19 protein-coding genes are annotated in these 16,293 nt (G+C 60.0%); 11 read left to right on the top strand and 8 right to left on the bottom strand.

Features of this window, described 5'->3' with window-relative positions; genetic code table 11:
- Positions 1-24: 24 nt before the first annotated feature.
- Both EJA72_RS00775 and EJA72_RS00770 read right to left on the bottom strand, forming a co-directional pair.
- Positions 25-2,529 (bottom strand): ABC transporter permease, encoded by a 2,505-nt coding sequence (locus EJA72_RS00775; RefSeq protein ID WP_157709648.1) that lies wholly within the window; start codon positions 2,527-2,529, stop codon positions 25-27.
- Complete coding sequence (locus tag EJA72_RS00770; RefSeq protein ID WP_157709647.1) at positions 2,529-3,212, bottom strand: ABC transporter ATP-binding protein; 684 nt, start codon at positions 3,210-3,212, stop codon at positions 2,529-2,531. The genes EJA72_RS00775 and EJA72_RS00770 overlap by 1 nt, the downstream gene beginning before the upstream one ends.
- Before the next feature lie 10 nt (positions 3,213-3,222).
- On the opposite strand from EJA72_RS00770, the gene EJA72_RS00765 reads away from it, so the two are divergent.
- The 3 genes from EJA72_RS00765 to EJA72_RS00755 all read left to right on the top strand — a co-directional run bounded on the left by EJA72_RS00765 (position 3,223) and on the right by EJA72_RS00755 (position 5,250).
- Positions 3,223-3,828 (top strand): arylesterase, encoded by a 606-nt coding sequence (locus tag EJA72_RS00765; RefSeq protein ID WP_157709646.1) that lies wholly within the window; start codon positions 3,223-3,225, stop codon positions 3,826-3,828.
- Between the two features lie 56 nt (positions 3,829-3,884).
- Entirely contained in the window at positions 3,885-4,178 is a 294-nt protein-coding gene (locus tag EJA72_RS00760) for a hypothetical protein (protein ID WP_003226812.1), read from the top strand.
- 100 nt (positions 4,179-4,278) lie between these two features.
- Positions 4,279-5,250, top strand: a complete 972-nt coding sequence (locus EJA72_RS00755) for a L,D-transpeptidase family protein (RefSeq protein ID WP_157709645.1) — start codon at positions 4,279-4,281, stop codon at positions 5,248-5,250.
- A 124-nt stretch (positions 5,251-5,374) separates the two neighbouring features.
- On the opposite strand, the gene oprI is transcribed toward EJA72_RS00755, so the two are convergent.
- Positions 5,375-5,626, bottom strand: coding sequence for an outer membrane lipoprotei OprI (gene oprI, locus EJA72_RS00750; RefSeq protein WP_003199355.1), 252 nt, complete (start codon positions 5,624-5,626; stop codon positions 5,375-5,377).
- 637 nt (positions 5,627-6,263) lie between these two features.
- Between oprI and EJA72_RS00745 the strand changes: the two genes are divergently transcribed.
- On the top strand, positions 6,264-6,551 hold the full coding sequence (locus EJA72_RS00745; protein ID WP_020800382.1) for a GNAT family N-acetyltransferase: 288 nt from the start codon (positions 6,264-6,266) through the stop codon (positions 6,549-6,551).
- Between the two features lie 86 nt (positions 6,552-6,637).
- Here EJA72_RS00745 and EJA72_RS00740 read toward each other — a convergent pair whose 3' ends face one another.
- Both EJA72_RS00740 and EJA72_RS00735 read right to left on the bottom strand, forming a co-directional pair.
- The gene (locus tag EJA72_RS00740; protein WP_157709644.1) at positions 6,638-7,714 is read right to left on the bottom strand and encodes a 3-deoxy-7-phosphoheptulonate synthase; all 1,077 of its coding nucleotides are present in this window, start codon (positions 7,712-7,714) and stop codon (positions 6,638-6,640) included.
- A 128-nt stretch (positions 7,715-7,842) separates the two neighbouring features.
- The gene (locus EJA72_RS00735; protein WP_157709643.1) at positions 7,843-8,286 is read right to left on the bottom strand and encodes a PilZ domain-containing protein; all 444 of its coding nucleotides are present in this window, start codon (positions 8,284-8,286) and stop codon (positions 7,843-7,845) included.
- On the opposite strand from EJA72_RS00735, the gene EJA72_RS00730 reads away from it, so the two are divergent.
- The 5 genes from EJA72_RS00730 to cysB all read left to right on the top strand — a co-directional run bounded on the left by EJA72_RS00730 (position 8,285) and on the right by cysB (position 12,238).
- Positions 8,285-8,671, top strand: coding sequence for a co-chaperone YbbN (locus EJA72_RS00730; RefSeq protein ID WP_157709642.1), 387 nt, complete (start codon positions 8,285-8,287; stop codon positions 8,669-8,671). The genes EJA72_RS00735 and EJA72_RS00730 overlap by 2 nt on opposite strands.
- Positions 8,668-9,624, top strand: a complete 957-nt coding sequence (locus EJA72_RS00725; RefSeq protein WP_157709641.1) for a putative 2-dehydropantoate 2-reductase — start codon at positions 8,668-8,670, stop codon at positions 9,622-9,624. Before EJA72_RS00730 ends, EJA72_RS00725 begins: the two co-directional genes overlap by 4 nt.
- A gap of 25 nt (positions 9,625-9,649) precedes the next feature.
- Positions 9,650-10,555 carry a 5'-nucleotidase gene (locus EJA72_RS00720; protein ID WP_157709640.1) on the top strand — a complete coding sequence of 302 codons (906 nt, stop codon included), beginning with the start codon at positions 9,650-9,652 and terminating at the stop codon, positions 10,553-10,555.
- A 94-nt stretch (positions 10,556-10,649) separates the two neighbouring features.
- On the top strand, positions 10,650-11,153 hold the full coding sequence (locus tag EJA72_RS00715) for a universal stress protein (protein ID WP_157709639.1): 504 nt from the start codon (positions 10,650-10,652) through the stop codon (positions 11,151-11,153).
- A 110-nt stretch (positions 11,154-11,263) separates the two neighbouring features.
- The gene (gene cysB, locus EJA72_RS00710; RefSeq protein ID WP_008031398.1) at positions 11,264-12,238 is read left to right on the top strand and encodes an HTH-type transcriptional regulator CysB; all 975 of its coding nucleotides are present in this window, start codon (positions 11,264-11,266) and stop codon (positions 12,236-12,238) included.
- Between the two features lie 30 nt (positions 12,239-12,268).
- Here the strand turns inward: cysB and EJA72_RS00705 are convergent, their stop codons facing one another.
- Both EJA72_RS00705 and EJA72_RS00700 read right to left on the bottom strand, forming a co-directional pair.
- Positions 12,269-12,751, bottom strand: a complete 483-nt coding sequence (locus tag EJA72_RS00705) for a GreA/GreB family elongation factor (RefSeq protein WP_157709638.1) — start codon at positions 12,749-12,751, stop codon at positions 12,269-12,271.
- A 2-nt stretch (positions 12,752-12,753) separates the two neighbouring features.
- The gene (locus EJA72_RS00700; protein ID WP_157709637.1) at positions 12,754-13,164 is read right to left on the bottom strand and encodes a hypothetical protein; all 411 of its coding nucleotides are present in this window, start codon (positions 13,162-13,164) and stop codon (positions 12,754-12,756) included.
- A gap of 124 nt (positions 13,165-13,288) precedes the next feature.
- Between EJA72_RS00700 and earP the strand changes: the two genes are divergently transcribed.
- On the top strand, positions 13,289-14,446 hold the full coding sequence (earP, locus tag EJA72_RS00695) for an elongation factor P maturation arginine rhamnosyltransferase EarP (RefSeq protein ID WP_157709636.1): 1,158 nt from the start codon (positions 13,289-13,291) through the stop codon (positions 14,444-14,446).
- Positions 14,447-14,494: 48 nt separating this feature from the next.
- Positions 14,495-15,064, top strand: coding sequence for an elongation factor P (locus tag EJA72_RS00690; protein WP_131108385.1), 570 nt, complete (start codon positions 14,495-14,497; stop codon positions 15,062-15,064).
- Between the two features lie 187 nt (positions 15,065-15,251).
- Here EJA72_RS00690 and EJA72_RS00685 read toward each other — a convergent pair whose 3' ends face one another.
- Positions 15,252-16,268 (bottom strand): alpha/beta hydrolase, encoded by a 1,017-nt coding sequence (locus EJA72_RS00685; RefSeq protein WP_157709635.1) that lies wholly within the window; start codon positions 16,266-16,268, stop codon positions 15,252-15,254.
- Positions 16,269-16,293 lie beyond the last annotated feature (25 nt).

The following is a 16,293-nucleotide window of genomic DNA, read 5'->3' as shown; positions in this document are numbered from 1 at the left end:
GCCAACGGTGCAGGCAGGGTGCAATCAGCCCTCGCGCAATACGGTCAGAGGGCTGGCGTTCAAGGCTCGACGCGTGCCGAACACGCCGGCCCCACCGATCAGCACGGCACCGATCAGCGGCAAGAGCAACAGCCACGGATGCGGATGCCATGGCAGGTCGAACGCGTACCGGTAAAGCACCAGGCTCACCAGTTCCGATCCCAGGGCCGCGAGCAAGCCACTGACCGCGCCCAGCAGGCCGAACTCGATCCGCCGCGCCTTGACCAGCAACTGCCGCTCGGCACCCAGCGCACGCAACAACGCGCCTTGGCGAATGCGCTCATCCAGCGTCGCTTGCAAGCCGGAAAACAACACCGCCATTCCGGCCGCCAGCACGAACAACAGCACATACTCCACCGCCAGTGTGACCTGGGCCAGGATGCTGCGCAGTTGCTCCAGCAAGGCTTCGACTTGCAGGATGGTCACCGCCGGGAAGCTGCGCGACAGGTCGACAATCTGCTGATCATGACCCGCTGCCAGATAGAAGCTGGTCAGGTAGGTCGCCGGCAAATCCTTCAGCGTGCCGGGCTGGAAGATCATGAAAAAGTTCGGCTGAAAGTTGTCCCAGTTGATCTCTCGCAGGCTGGTGACTTTCGCCTCGCGATTGACCCCGCCCACGGTAAACACCAGGTGATCGCCCAGTTTGAGCTTCAGGCTCTCGGCGACTTTGCCTTCCACTGACACGCCGGGAATGTCCTCGGGCGCCTGTTCGCTCCACCAGTTGCCGGCGGTGAGTTTATTGCCCGCCGGCAGGTCCGCCGCCCAGGTCAGGCTCAAGTCGCGCTGGATCGCGCGGTCACCGGCCGAATCCTTGCTGACGATTTCCTGCACGGGCTCGCCGTTGATGCTGATCAGGCGCCCCGGCACCACCGGGTACAGCGGCGCCGATTCTGCGGACAGTTGGATCAGGCGATCGGTGAACGCCTGTTTGTCGGCCGGGAGAATGTTCAAGGCGAAATAGTTCGGCGCGTTTTTCGGCAACTGGTTCTGCCAGGTGTCCAGCAATTCGCCGCGCAGCAAAGCGATCAACGCCATCGACAACAGGATCAAGCCGAAGGCCAGGGATTGCCCGGCAGCGGCCAGTGGATGGCGCAGCAATTGGCCCAGGCCCAGGCGCCATGGCAAGGAAGCTCGCGCCAGCATCCGGCGCAGGCTCTTCAACAGCAGCAACAGCAGGCCGCCCAGGATCAGCGCGGCGATCACGCCGCCGCCCAGCAGAGCAAAGGTCAGCACCAGGTCCAGGCTCAGGCGCCACATGATGAGCCCGAGGGCGCCGAGCGCTGCCCCGTAGACCATCCAGGTGCTGGAAGGAATCGGCAACATGTCACGGCGCAACACCCGCAAGGGCGGCACACGACCGAGAGCCGCCAAGGGCGGCAAGGCGAAACCGGCCAGGGCCACCAGCCCGGTGCCGATGCCCGCGATGGCCGGAAACAGGCCGCCCGGTGGCACGTCGGTGGGCAGCAAATCATGCAGCAGCGCAAACAGCCCGAGCTGCGCCACCCAGCCAATCAGCGCGCCGCTGAGGCTGGCCAACAATCCGAGCACCGTCAGCTGCAAACTGAACAGCACCATGGTTTCACGGCGCGACAGTCCCAGGCAGCGCAGCAAGGCACTGGCATCGAAGCGGCGCGTGGCGAAGCGCGTGGCCGACAGCGCCACCGCGACCCCGGACAGCAGGACCGCCACCAGGCTGGCCATGTTCAAGTAGCGCTCGGCTTTGCCCAAGGCGCCGCCGATCTGCCGGTTGCCATCGCGGGCATCCTGCAAGCGCTGGTTCGCGGCCAGCCCGGGTTTGATCTGTTGCCGATAGGTTTCCAGCGCTTGCGCGTTGCCGCGCCAGAGTTCGCGGTAACTGACCCGGCTGCCGGGTTGCACCACGCCGGTGGCGGCGAGGTCGCTGAGGTTGATCAGCACCCTGGGTGTCAGGCTGTAGAAATTGCCGGCGCGGTCCGGTTCGTAGGTCAGCACTCGCGCCAGTTTGAGAGTGCGCATACCGACATCGATACTGTCGCCGATCTTCAAATCCAGCGCGGTGAGCAATCGCGCTTCAACCCAGGCTTCGCCGGGTTTCGGACCGCCACCGGCTTTTTCCGGGGCAAAAGGGGCGGACGCGCTTTTCAGTTCGCCGCGCAGCGGGTAAACAGCGTCGGCAGCCTTGATGCTGGACAGTTGAATGCCATTGTCGGTGGCAATCACGCTGGAGAATTCCACGACCTGGGCATGTTCAAGGCCCAGGTCGGTGCCGCTGGTGATCTGTTCGGGTCGCGCCGGTGAGCTGCCTTCGAGCAGCAGGTCGGCACCGAGGAATTCGGTGGCGCGCAGCATCATCGCGCCGTTGAGGCGAGCGCCGAAATAGCCAATGGCGGTACTCGCAGCCACGGCGACCACCAAGGCGAAAAACAACACCCGCAGCTCACCGGCGCGGGCGTCGCGCAACAATTGGCGAATGGCGAGACTGAACAGGCGCAACAGCGGCAGGCGTGCCATCAAGGCTCCAGGGGGGCGACCAGCAGGCCGGCTTCAAGGCGGATCAGGCGCCGGCAGCGATGTGCCAGGCGTTCGTCGTGAGTCACCAGCACCAGGGTGGTGCCGCGTTCCTGGTTGAGTTCGAACAGCAGGTCGCTGATGCGCTCGCCGGTGTGGCTGTCGAGGTTGCCGGTGGGCTCGTCAGCAAACAGCACGTCGGGTTCGGCGGCAAACGCACGGGCAATCGCCACGCGCTGCTGCTCGCCACCCGAGAGCTGGCGCGGCGAATGGGTCAGGCGCTGGCCGAGGCCGACCCGTTGCAGCAACTCGGTGGCCCGTTCACGGGCATCCTTGCGGCCGTCGAGCTCCAGCGGCAGCATGACGTTTTCCAGGGCGTTCAGGCTGTCGAGCAGCTGGAACGACTGGAAGACAAATCCGACATGCTCGGCGCGGATTCGGGCTCGCTGGTCTTCATCGAGAAGGCTCAAGGCTTGCCCGGCGAGGGTGACTTCGCCGCTGCTCGGCAGGTCGAGGCCGGCGAGCAAGCCGAGGAGGGTGGATTTGCCGGAACCGGAAGCGCCAACGATGGCCAGGCTGTCGCCCTTGTTCAGTTCCAGGCTGAGTTCGTGCAGGATAGTCAGTTCACCTTCCGCGCTGGGAACCACTTTGCTGAGGTTCTTCGCGGTGAGAATGCTTGCGCCCATGGAGAATCCGATGCGTGTGTGGTTTTTGAGTGCTGGCCTGGCCTTGATGTGCATGGCCCAGAACGCAGCGGCGGGTACTGTCCTGATCGTTGGCGATAGTATCAGCGCCGGTTTCGGACTGGATACCCGCTTGGGGTGGGTGTCATTGCTCGAGCAACGGCTCAAGCGCGAAGGTTTCGACGACAGGGTGGTCAATGCGTCCATCAGCGGCGACACCAGTGCCGGAGGCCAGGCGCGCCTGCCTGCGCTGCTTGCAGAGCATAAGCCAGAGCTGGTGATCCTCGAATTGGGTGGCAATGACGGGCTGCGGGGAATGCCCCCGGCTAATTTGCAACAAAACCTTGCGTCGATGATCGACAGCTCCAGGGACAGTGGCGCCAAGGTGCTTTTGCTCGGCATGCAGCTGCCACCCAACTATGGCGCTCGTTACACCGAGGCATTTGCGAAGGTCTACAGCACGCTGGCCAACGAAAAAAAGATTGCGCTGGTACCGTTTTTTCTCGACGGCGTAGGCGGGCACCCAGACTTGATGCAGGCCGACGGATTGCACCCGGCTGCCGGGGCTCAGGACAAGTTGCTGGAAAATGTCTGGCCTACTCTGAAACCGCTGCTTTGACGCTTTTCTAGCGGCGGTGTTTCGGCTATGGTGGCGCCCCCGATTTGGAGCCCCCGATGCCGCGTCCCGCCTGGTCACTTTTTGCCTATCAACTGATCGAGCCTGACGAACAGCTGGATCTGTTCGCCTGCCAGGAAGTGCGGGTACATCTGGTGACCCGTCAACTGGAGTTGGGCGGCTCGGCAGACCGCACCTTGTGCGGCAGCCTGCTGCCGGCACAGCCACGCTGGTCGAGCGTCGACCGCCGGGTTTTCCAGGACCAACGCCTGTGTTCCCTGTGTCGCGCCATCCTCGAATCGCAAAAACGCGGCACCTCGCCGATCTGGCCAGAGCTGCGCTTCGAGCTCTGACGGATAAAAGATAGCGTGCTATCGGCCAACTCCCCGAAATTCCGGGCGTCGGTGTACAATCCCGTTTTTACCCTTGTCGATCATGCGAAGGACTTTCCGGATGTTGCCGCGCTTTCCTGCTGTCACCCGCTGCCTGACGCTTGCCGCCCTTTGTGCAGCAGGCCCCGTAGCAGCATTGGAGTTGCCCCTGCCACCGCCCGGTGAAGACATCGTCGGCCAGGTTCAGGTCATCAAGGCCAAGTACGAAGACACCTTCGCCGACCTTGGCACCACTTACGATCTGGGTTACTCCGAGATGGTCGCGGCCAACCCGGGCGTCGATGCCTGGCTGCCAGGCGCCGGTACCGAAATCATCCTGCCGACGCGCTTCATCCTGCCGCCAGGCCCGCGTGAAGGCATCGTGATCAACCTGGCTGAATACCGCCTCTACTATTACCCGAAAGGCCGGAACGTGGTGTACACCTTCCCGCTGGGCATCGGTCGTGAGGGCTGGGGTTCGCCTATCGCCCACACCACCATCACCGCGAAAACGCCTAACCCGACCTGGACGCCTCCAGCGTCGATCAAGGCCGAGCACGCCGCCGATGGTGATCCGCTGCCGAACGTGGTGCCGGCCGGTCCGGATAACCCGCTGGGGCCGTTCAAGTTCAGCCTGGGCACACCGGGCTACCTGATTCACGGTTCGAACAAGAAATTCGGTATCGGCATGCGCACCAGCCATGGCTGCTTCCGGATGTTCAACAACAACGTACTGGAAATGGCGAGCATGGTGCCGGTCGGTACGTCGGTGCGCATCATCAACGACCCGTACAAGTTCGGGGTCAGCGGTGGCAAGGTCTACCTTGAAGCGCACACGCCGCTGGACGACAACGGCAACCCGTCGGTGGTCGACAAGCACACCGCGGTGATCAACGCGATGCTCAAGCGTGAAGACATCACCAACAACCTGCGCATGGACTGGGATGTGGTGCGGGATGTGGTTGCCGCTGAAGATGGCCTGCCAGTGGAAATCGCTGTGCCGAATACGTCGGCGCCGATGGTCACGAGCGCACCGATCGATCCGCTGCAGTAACGCTTGAAAGAAACCCGTCGATGCTGGCCGCATCGGCGGGTTTTTTATTGCCCGGATAAAACACCGGGCAATAAAAAAGCCGACCCAAAAAATGGGTCGGCTTGATAACAACCCCGAAGGATTATTACTTGCGGCTAGCTTTGTCCAGCATGCGCAGAGCACGCTCGTTAGCTTCGTCAGCAGTCTGTTGTGCTTTTTGAGCAGCAGCCAGAGCTTCATCAGCTTTACGGTAAGCTTCGTCTGCACGAGCCTGGGAGCGAGCAGCTGCGTCTTCAGTAGCGGTCAGACGTGCTTCGGTTTCTTTCGATGCGCTGCTGCAACCGGTAGCCAGAACTGCGGCCAGAGCCAGAGCAGAGAATTTCAGAACGTTGTTCATCGTGTTCCCCTTCAAGGACTTTCTATTAAGTAGCTATCTCCTCAGAGTGAGGAATTAGCCGGCGTACATACTACCCATTACTTGTCGTAAGTAAACTGACGTAAAGCAAGAAGCAAAAAAAATTGTAGGCGTTGATTCTTTTTCGGGCAACTTTTAACTGCATTGTTTAAAAAATATCCAGCTACGAAGCCCGAGCTGAGCGATCTGCCGGACAAAAGTTCCGTGTCTAAACCGCTGTTTTTTCAGTGTAGGCTAAACTCCGGCTACATGGATTCGTCTATACTTTCGTTCGGATTTTGCGCGCTGCCTCTCATATCTTTATCCATGTTGAGGTGACTTTAAGAAGGGGCGCTCGTCTTAAGTCTCAATATCCGGCAATGTTCAGGCTATCGACCCCAGCAGACCCTTGGGCGAGCCGTCCCTGCATGACCCGGAGCAGCACCCGCCACCCAGCATGATGACGAGCGTACCTTGAGCATTTTTGCCATTGGTGCCTACTATTTGTACGTGCCCGGTTGCGCGAGTTTGGTGCGGCTCTTCTCGGTGTCCATTCAGGCACGGGGTGGCGTAGAGGTTCCTTCGCCGGAAAAACATCGGTAAGGTAGGGGTCAAAATTCAAGACCCGCGAGGAGTAGTGATGAGCGAGGCGTTGTCCATCCACCATGACCAGGCTGGTCATCAGTTCGAGACCAATGTGGACGGTCATCGTGCCTACCTGACCTATATGGACCTGGGAAAGCAGACCCTGGATATTTACCGCACCTTCGTGCCGAATGCACTGCGTGGTCGCGGTATCGCGGCTGCATTGACCGAGCAGGCGCTGCAATACGCTGAAGAAATGGGCTACACCGTGATTCCGTCGTGTTCCTACGTGGAGCGCTACATGGAGCGTCACCAGCGCCATGCCGCCAAGCTGAGCCAGTGACCTTTCAAAAAACAAACGCATAAAAAAACGCCGGGTTTAGCCCGGCGTTTTTTTGTCTGCAATTTATTGATTGCAGCGCAGCGCGATCAGTTGCGTTCGCGTTTTGGCAGTACATCCTTGAGCTTGGCATGCATGCTGCGCAAGGTGTTTTCGGTGGCAGACCAATCGATGCAGGCATCGGTGATCGACACGCCGTACTGCAAATCGGCGAGGTCTTTCGGGATCGCCTGGCAGCCCCAGTTCAGGTGGCTTTCGACCATCAGGCCGATGATCGACTGATTGCCTTCCAGGATCTGATTGGCAACGTTTTCCATTACCAGTGGTTGCAACGCCGGGTCTTTGTTGGAGTTGGCGTGGCTGCAGTCGACCATGATGTTCGGCTTGATCTTCGCTTTGTTCAGCGCCTGCTCGCACAGGGCAACGCTGACCGAATCATAGTTCGGCTTGCCGTTGCCGCCGCGCAGTACCACGTGACCGTAGGCATTGCCCTTGGTGGTGACGATCGAGACGCCACCTTCCTGGTTGATGCCCAGGAAACGGTGCGGGCTGGAGACCGATTGCAGGGCGTTGATCGCCACGGTCAGGCCGCCGTCGGTGCCATTCTTGAAGCCGACGGCCGAGGACAGGCCGGAAGCCATTTCACGGTGAGTCTGGGATTCGGTGGTGCGTGCGCCGATGGCCGACCAGCTGATCAGGTCCTGCAAGTATTGCGGGGAGATCGGGTCGAGGGCTTCGGTCGCGGTCGGCAGGCCCATTTCAGCCAGGTCCAGCAACAACTGGCGGCCGATGTGCAGGCCATCCTGAATCTTGAAGGAGTCGTCCAGGTACGGGTCGTTGATCAAGCCTTTCCAGCCGACGGTGGTGCGTGGCTTCTCGAAATACACGCGCATGACCAGATACAGGGTATCGGACACTTCGGCCGCGAGGACCTTCAGGCGCTCGGCGTATTCGTGGGCAGCCTTGATGTCGTGGATCGAGCAAGGCCCGATGACGACAAAGAGGCGGTGGTCGGTGCCGTCAAGAATGTTGCGAATGACTTCGCGACCCTTGGTGACGGTGCGCAGGGCAGCGTCGCTCAGAGGGATATCACGCTTGAGCTGATCAGGGGTGATCAGCGTCTCGTTGGAAGCGACGTTTAGGTCGTTGATCGGTAAATCAGCCATCGTTTACTCGTCAGGTCACGGGTGCCGGCCGCCAGCGAACCCGCGCGGCGGAGCACAGCAAATTAAGCGCGTCGGGGAGCAGAACCTTAGCGCGTTACACCGTGGCTAGACAATGGGCAAGCTGCGGTTTAATCCAGCACTGGCTGAGCAAAAGCCTTGCGAACCGTGTCGTGGGAGAACTCGTCGGCGTGCTGCTGGACCCATTCGAGGGCGAGGGCCTGAGTTTCCTTCAGGTCGTCGTGCGCGTCGCGCAGGCGACAGTAGCGTTCGATCTGGCACACTTGTTCGCCCATTCGCGCGCTGAACAGCATCTGTTCGTCGACAAACGCGATGCCCACCAGATAGCCGCGTTTGCGCCGCAGGCACCAGGCCACATAGCCCAGGTAACGTAGATCAGGGTTCAAGGTTGGCATGCGAACTTCGAGCGCCGTACCGTGGCGCCAGGCACGGTGGTAATTGCAAGCCATGCCGCCGAGGCTGATAGTGTGCAGCCGTTGCCGCGAAATGCACTCATGTTTGAGCAACGTTAATTCAACGGGCACATCGTCAGGGTGAGGAAGAAAACGTCCCATGAACACGGACTCCATGTGTCGGCCATCTGACATTGTTTCCCCCAGTATAGTGGTCGAATCAGAGCTGACCGATTTCGACGCCGACCAACGGCTGCTGGCAATGAGCGGCGTGTCGCTGGTGATTTTCACCAGCGTCGGCTGCGCCAGCTGCCGTTTTGCCCGCGAGCAGTTGCCACGACTCGATCTGGACGTCGACCGGCTGTGCTGGATCGACGCCGGAAACAATGGCGGCGTGGTCGAGCGTTATCAGGTCTTTCACTTGCCGGCGCTGTTTGTAGTGCGCGACGGCGAGTTCTTCGGAGCACTTAAATCGCGCCTGACCGGCCCCGAGCTCAATGCTGCGGTGGGTCAGGCCCTGAGTCGAATTGCAGAGGAGTTGCCATGATGGGGGCAGTTGCCAAACCGACAATCGGTATTATCGGGACCGGCGCAATTGGCGGGTTCTACGGGGGGATGCTGGCGCACGCCGGCTTCGATGTGCACTTCCTGTTGCGCAGTGAGTTTTCAGCCGTGGCCGAAAATGGCTTGCAACTCGACAGCGCGGTGCACGGCGCACTGAAGTTGAACCCGGTGCAGGCCTATTCGTCGGCCGAAGACATGCCGCCGTGCGACTGGCTGCTGGTGGGCGCAAAAACCACCCATAACGCTGAGCTGGCGCCGGTGATCCTTCAAGCGGCGGCGCCAAATGCGAAGGTGTTGCTGTTGCAAAATGGCCTGGACGTCGAAGACAGCCTGAGTGAATTGCTCCCCGATTCGCTGCACGTGCTCGGTGGGCTCTGCTATATCTGCGTCCATCGCGAGGGGCCGGGCGTCATTACCCACCAGGCGCTCGGTACGGTGAACGTTGGCTACCACAGCGGTCCCGCGACCGATGGCCCGGCGCGCATGGCGATTGTCGATGAGGGTGTCGACTTCTTCCGCGCTGCCGGCATCGACTCCCACCCCATGGCGAACCTGCATCAGGCGCGTTGGCAAAAACTGGTCTGGAATATTCCCTACAACGGTCTGTCGGTGTTGCTGGGCGCCGGCACCACGGCTCTCATGGCCGATGCCGACAGCCGGGAACTGATCAAGGCATTGATGGCCGAAGTGGTGCAGGGCGCCATCGCCTGTGGCCACGAAGTGCCGGCCGGTTATGCCAACCAGTTGTTCATGGTCACCGAAAAAATGCCGGACTACTGGCCGAGCATGTACCACGATTTCCTGCACAAGCGACCGCTGGAACTGGCGGCGATTTACGCCCGCCCGTTGGCAGTGGCCAAGGCCGCGGGATGCGAGTTACCGCGAATCGAGGCGCTGTATCGAAGTTTGAGTTTTATCGATCGACGCAATACCTGAGTCGATCAACCTGAGGGGGAAGGGCATGGCGAAGACCATCGACGACAAACTGGTGCTGGCGATTTCTTCGCGGGCCCTGTTCGATCTGAGCGAGAGCCACAAGGTTTACCTGTCGAGCGGCGTCGAAGCCTATCGGCAATATCAGATCGAGCACGAAGACGAAATCCTCGAGCCCGGTGATGCATTCCCCCTCGTGCAAAAACTCTTGAATCTCAATAACAGTCTGGGTCGTGCCCGGGTCGAGGTGATCCTGGTGTCGCGCAACAGTGCCGACACCGGTTTGCGCGTGTTCAACTCGATTCACCATTATGGGCTGGCGATTTCCCGCGCGGCGTTTGTCGGCGGGCGCAGTCCGTATCCCTACCTCAAGGCCTTTGGCTGCGACCTGTTTCTGTCGACCCATGCCGAAGACGTGCGCAGTGCACTGGACGCCGGGTTCGCGGCGGCGACGATTCTGTCGGGTGGCGCCAGTCGTGCGGCCAGCGATGAATTGCGCATTGCCTTCGACGGTGACGCGGTGCTGTTTTCCGATGAATCGGAGCGGGTCTACCAGGCCGGTGGTCTGGAAGCGTTCCAGGCCAGCGAGCGTGAAGCCGCCCGTGAGCCCTTGCGCGGTGGCCCGTTCAAAGGCTTCCTCGCCGCACTCAATCTGTTGCAGCGTGAGTTTCCGGACGATGACTGCCCGATTCGCACCGCCCTGGTGACGGCGCGGTCGGCACCGGCTCATGAGCGGGTGATTCGCACGTTGCGTGAGTGGGACATTCGTCTGGATGAGTCGCTGTTCCTCGGTGGCCTGACCAAGTCGGCCTTCCTCGAAGCCTTTGCCGCCGACGTGTTTTTTGACGATCAGGCCGGCCACTGCGAACTGGCCCGCGAAGTCGTCGCCACCGGTCACGTGCCACACGGCATCAGCAACGAGCAAAAAGTTTAGCCTTTGGTTCAACACGTTACGCGGCACGTCGTAGTCGTCAAGGCACTGCTAAGCTGAATCAAATCTCCGCCATGTTGGCTCGCGAGGAGGTCATATGATTCGTTCGATGCTGTATGCCACTGACCTCGGGCTGTATGCACCGTTGGTGATGCAGCATGCCCTGGCGCTGGCCCGGACATTCAATGCCGACTTGTATGTGGTGCACGCGGTCGAGCCGATGGGGCTGTTCGCCGAGTCGGTGCTCCAGAGCTACCTCGACGAGCAGGCGTTGAACGAATTCCACAGTCAGGGCTTGAGCACGGTGATCGCCAACATCGAGCAGCGGGTGCTTGACAGCTTTCGCGAAGAACTGGGAGATGAGGGGGAGCAGGACCTGGAACGGATCAGGGCGGTGCGGGTGCTTCAAGGGGACCCGTCGCAGGTGATTCTCGACCAGGCGCAGAAACTCTCCGTGGATTTGCTGATCGTAGGTAGTCATAGCCATGGTGCTGGCGCGGAAACGCCTTTGGGCAGGACCGCAGCGCGGGTATTGCAGTTGGCACGGGTCCCGGTCTATCTGGTGCCACTGGTAGAACGTCGTCGGCAAGGGGATCGCTAGAACAATAGTGGCAGTTTGATAAAAAAGTTCTAGATTTATTCTTCAAACCATTAATATAGTTATATACCGTCGCTGATGCCCGTGGCGTCTACCTGCTTTGAGGGATTCATATGAAGCTTCAACAATTGCGCTACATCTGGGAAGTGGCGCACCACGACCTCAACGTTTCCGCTACTGCCCAAAGCCTTTACACGTCACAACCGGGCATCAGCAAGCAGATCCGCCTGCTGGAAGACGAATTGGGCGTCGAGGTCTTCGCCCGCAGCGGCAAGCACCTGACCCGCGTCACCCCGGCCGGCGAACGCATCATCACCACCGCCGGCGAAATCCTGCGCAAGGTTGAAAGCATCAAGCAGATCGCCCAGGAATTCTCCAACGAGAAGAAAGGCACCCTGTCGATCGCCACCACGCATACCCAGGCGCGTTATGCCTTGCCACCGGTGATCAGCAATTTCATCAAGCAATACCCGGACGTTGCCCTACATATGCACCAGGGTTCGCCGATGCAGATTGCCGAAATGGCCGCTGACGGCACCGTGGATTTTGCCATTGCCACCGAAGCGCTGGAGCTGTTCGGCGATCTGGTCATGATGCCGTGCTATCGTTGGAACCGCTGCGTCGTCGTGCCTCAGGGCCATCCGCTGACCAAGCTGTCGAAGCTGACCCTCGAAGCCCTGGCCGAATACCCGATCGTGACCTACGTGTTCGGTTTCACCGGTCGTTCCAAGCTTGACGAAGCCTTCAGTCATCGCGGCCTGACGCCGAAAGTGGTGTTCACCGCAGCCGACGCCGACGTGATCAAGACCTATGTCCGACTGGGTCTGGGTGTGGGCATCGTGGCGAAAATGGCGGTCGATACCAAACTCGACAACGACCTGGTGGTGCTCGATGCCAGCGAACTGTTCGAGTCCAGCATCACCAAGATCGGTTTCCGTCGCGGCACTTTCCTGCGTGGCTTCATGTGCGACTTCATCGAGAAGTTCGCCCCGCACCTGACCCGCGAAGTCATGGCCAAAGCCATTCAGTGCCACAACAAGCAGGAACTGGAAGAGCTGTTTGATGGCGTCGAACTGCCGGTCCACTAATGAGGTGGCCTGCCTCGCCGGCCACCTCGTCTAGACCACCTCGGTAACAGCAAACTGTTGCCGAGCGCCCGCCACCAGAATCTCCACCTCGTCCCCTTCGAACTTGCCCAGCAGGCTTTTGCCCAGCGGTGAGCGGGGGGTGATGACGGTAATCCACTGCCCGACCAGGTCGACCTTCAGTCCCGCCGCATCGGGTGCCAGAAACAGCCATTGCTCGCGACCCTTTTCGTCTTCCAGGCCAAGCAGGGCGCCGACCTCGATACCGCGCTGGTCGTCGTAAGGGCGCAGGGCCAGGTTCTGGCACAGCGTCAATGACTGCCTGATTTCCTCCACCCGTTTCGCTTGCCCGGCGGCCAGATAAGACGCCTCCAGGCCCAGGGTGTCGTATTTGTTTTCGGCGATGTTTTCTTCGTGGGTCGCCGTTTCGTAAGCGGTTTGCGCCGCACGTTCGGCGATATCGAGATCAACCCGCAGCTTGTCGAGAATCAGTTGGTGGACGGTGTGCTTATTCATGATCAATCGCAGAATTGCAGGACATTGGCGCGGCTTTTTTCGCTGGGCGCGGTCTGGTCCTGTTGCAGCCAGAACTGGCATTTCGGGTTGGACAGGTTGCGGCTGGTGCTGCGCGCCTGATCCATTCGTTGTGCCTGCTCGTTCTTGCGCAGGTTCTCTTCGTATTGCTGGAATATCGGGCTCTGCGGCGGAATATCCGGCACCGGTTGTGCCACCACCGGCGGCTTGGCCAGTTGCTCGACCGTTTGCGCGACGGGCGCCAATTGTTCGCTGAACAGCAGGCGGGAGGCGAGCCAGCAGGTCAGCGCGATTGCGAGGAAACCCAGCCACATACCGAGGGCAATGCTGCCGGTCAGTTGCAGAGCGTTGAGCTGGATCGGCAAGCGGCGGCGCGGGTTGGGACGGTAGGGCATGACTGCCTCCTGGCGGGTGATCGCGGGCGAGTGGCGATTGTCGCATGAAGATTAATCGACGTCGGCTCTTCTGCACGGGGTAATTTATGCGGACAATCGGCGCCTTTGCCAACAGGAGCCTGGAATGCCTGAACTGTCTCAAATGAAGAGCTGCCGGCGCTGGGATATTTTTTGCACCGTGGTCGACAACTTTGGCGACATCGGCGTGACCTGGCGACTGGCCCGCCAACTGGTGGCTGAACATTCGGTGGCCGTGCGTTTGTGGGTCGATGATCTGCGGGCCTTCGAACGCCTCTGCCCGGCCATCGACATCCATGCCGCCGAGCAATGGCAGGAAGGCGTCGAGGTCCGACAGTGGCCGGCCGACTGGTTACCCGCCGAAGCGGCAGACGTGGTCATCGCCGCCTTCGCCTGTCAGCTGCCGAGCGCTTACATGGAGGCCATGGCCGTCGGGGAAAAGCCGCCGCTGTGGATGAATCTCGATTACCTGAGTGCCGAAGACTGGGTGATCGGATGCCATGGCTTGCCGTCGGTGAAATACAGGAGTGTGCAGAAATTCTTTTTCTTTCCGGGGTTCCAGAAGGGCACCGGTGGCTTGCTGCGTGAAAGAGGATTGCTGGAGCGTCGTCGGCAATTTCAGCAAGATCCCGAAGCGCAGCGAACATTCCTGCAAGGTTTAGGAATTGATCGGGCGCAGGGCGCGCAATTGATCTCGTTGTTTGCCTACGAAAACCCCGGTCTGGCCAGTTGGCTGGATGTGCTGGCCGCCGATACGACCCCCACGCATCTGCTGGTGCCCGAAGGGCGGATTCTGGGAGACGTCGAACGCTGGCTCGGTATCGACGGGTTGCAGGCTGGCGCGGTGCATGTGCGTGATGCGGTGACCGTGCAGGTGCTGCCGTTCGTCCGACAGGATCAGTATGACCACCTGCTGTGGTGCTGTGATTTCAACGCCGTGCGCGGCGAAGATTCGTTCGTCCGCGCGCAATGGGCGGGGCGGCCGATGCTCTGGCACATCTATCGGCAGGACGAAGACATCCACCTGGACAAGCTCGAAGCCTTCCTGACGTTGTACACAAAAGGGCTTTCCACGCCTGCTCGCGAGGCGATCAGCGGTCTTTGGCGTGAGTGGAATGCCGGTCATGATATGTCCGGTCACTGGCTCGCGACTCGTAAACATTGGCCCGAACTGCAAAAACATGCCGAAGCATGGTGTCTGGAACAGGGCTTGCAGGCGGATCTTGCCGCAGCGCTGGTACAGTTTTACCTAAATTGGATATGATACGCGGCCTAGATTTTTGTAAATCCCATCCAAATTCGGATATTCGCAATGAAAACTGGTAAAGAACTGAAACCCGGTACCGTGATCCGTCTCGAAAACGATCCATGGTTGGTTCAGAAAGCTGAATTCACCAAATCCGGTCGTAACAGCGCGATCATGAAGACCAAGCTGAAAAACCTGCTGACCGGTTACAAGACCGAGATCGTTTACAGCGCCGACGACAAACTGGACGACGTAATCCTCGACCGCAAAGAAGCGACCCTGTCCTTCATCAGCGGCGACACCTACACGTTCATGGACACCACCGACTACACCATGTACGAGCTGAACGCTGAAGACATCGAAAGCGTTCTGCCGTTCATCGAAGAAGGCATGACCGACGTTTGCGAAGCCGTATTCTTCGAAGGCCGTCTGGTTTCCGTAGAGCTGCCGACCACTATCGTGCGTCAGGTTGACTACACCGAAGGTTCCGCTCGCGGTGACACTTCCGGCAAGGTGATGAAGCCTGCCAAACTGAAGAACGGTACCGAGCTGTCGGTTGCTGACTTCATCGAAATCGGCGACATGATCGAGATCGATACCCGCGAAGGCGGTTCCTACAAAGGCCGTGCTAAATAAGCACAGCTTCAGGAATGAAAAAGCCCGACCATTGAGTCGGGCTTTTTTTGTGCCTTCAAAAAACACCCCGATCTCTGTAGGAGCGAGCTTGCTCGCGATGGAGGTCCAGACAACGCGGGCATACAGATAGCCCGCGTTATCGTTGACGACCATCGCGAGCAAGCTCGCTCCTACAGGGGCGGCGGTGTTATTTCTTCAGGTGTTGCTTGAGCTCTTCAGAAGCCTGCAGCATCGCCGAACGCACCGCTGGCACCTGGCTCACTACGTTGAGCAAACCATAATCGTGGATCATGCCGTTGTAGCGAACCGAGGTCACCGGTACACCCGCCTCGTCGAGTTTGCGCGCATACGCTTCACCTTCATCGCGCAACACATCAGCTCCCGCCGTCTGCACCAGCGCCGGTGGCAAGCCCTTGAGTTGCGCCGGGGTTGCCCGCAGTGGCGAGGCGTAAATTTCGTTACGCTGATTGGCATCGGTGGTGTAGTTGTCCCAGAACCACTTCATCATGTTTTTGGTGAGGAAGTGCCCCTCGGCAAACTGGTTGTAGGACGCTGTCTCGAAGCTGGCATCCGTCACCGGCCACAACAGCACCTGGAACTTGATCGACGGTGTGCCCTTGTCCTTGGCCATCAGCGCAACCACTGCCGCCATGTTGCCACCGACGCTGTTACCCGCCACCGCCAGGCGCTTGCTGTCGACGTTGATCTCTTTACCGTGCTCGGCCACCCACTTCGTCGCGGCGTACGCCTGGTTGATCGCAACCGGGTAATGCGCTTCCGGTGACGGGGTGTAATTGACGAACACCGCTACCGCGCCCGAACCCGCGACCAGGTCACGAACCAGCCGCTCGTGAGTCGGGAAATCCCCCAATACCCAGCCGCCGCCGTGGAAGAACATGAACACCGGCAACTCGCCTTTGACACCGGCCGGCCGGACGATGGTCAGGCTGAGCGGTTGGCCGTCGACTTGAATGGTCTTCTCGCTGACATCCGCTTTTGGCAGCGTCAATTTCACCCCGGATTGCGCGCCCACCAGTACGGCGCGGGCTTCTTTGGGGGTGAGTTGTTCCATCGGTTTGCCGGTGCCGGCGTTCAGGACATCGAGGAACGCCTGGGTGTTGTGTTCAACCCCGTCGCCCGCGAATGCACTGTGGATGGACAGGGCGAGAAGGGTACCGGTCAAGACTTTGCTAAAAGTGTTCATGTTGGTTTCCTGTTCGGGCCTTGAG

The organism is Pseudomonas sp. PB120 (assembly GCF_009761815.1).
In the GTDB taxonomy this organism is placed as follows: domain Bacteria; phylum Pseudomonadota; class Gammaproteobacteria; order Pseudomonadales; family Pseudomonadaceae; genus Aquipseudomonas.
The sequence above is the reverse complement of the archived record's forward strand: the minus strand, read 5'-3'. Positions and strand labels throughout refer to the sequence as shown.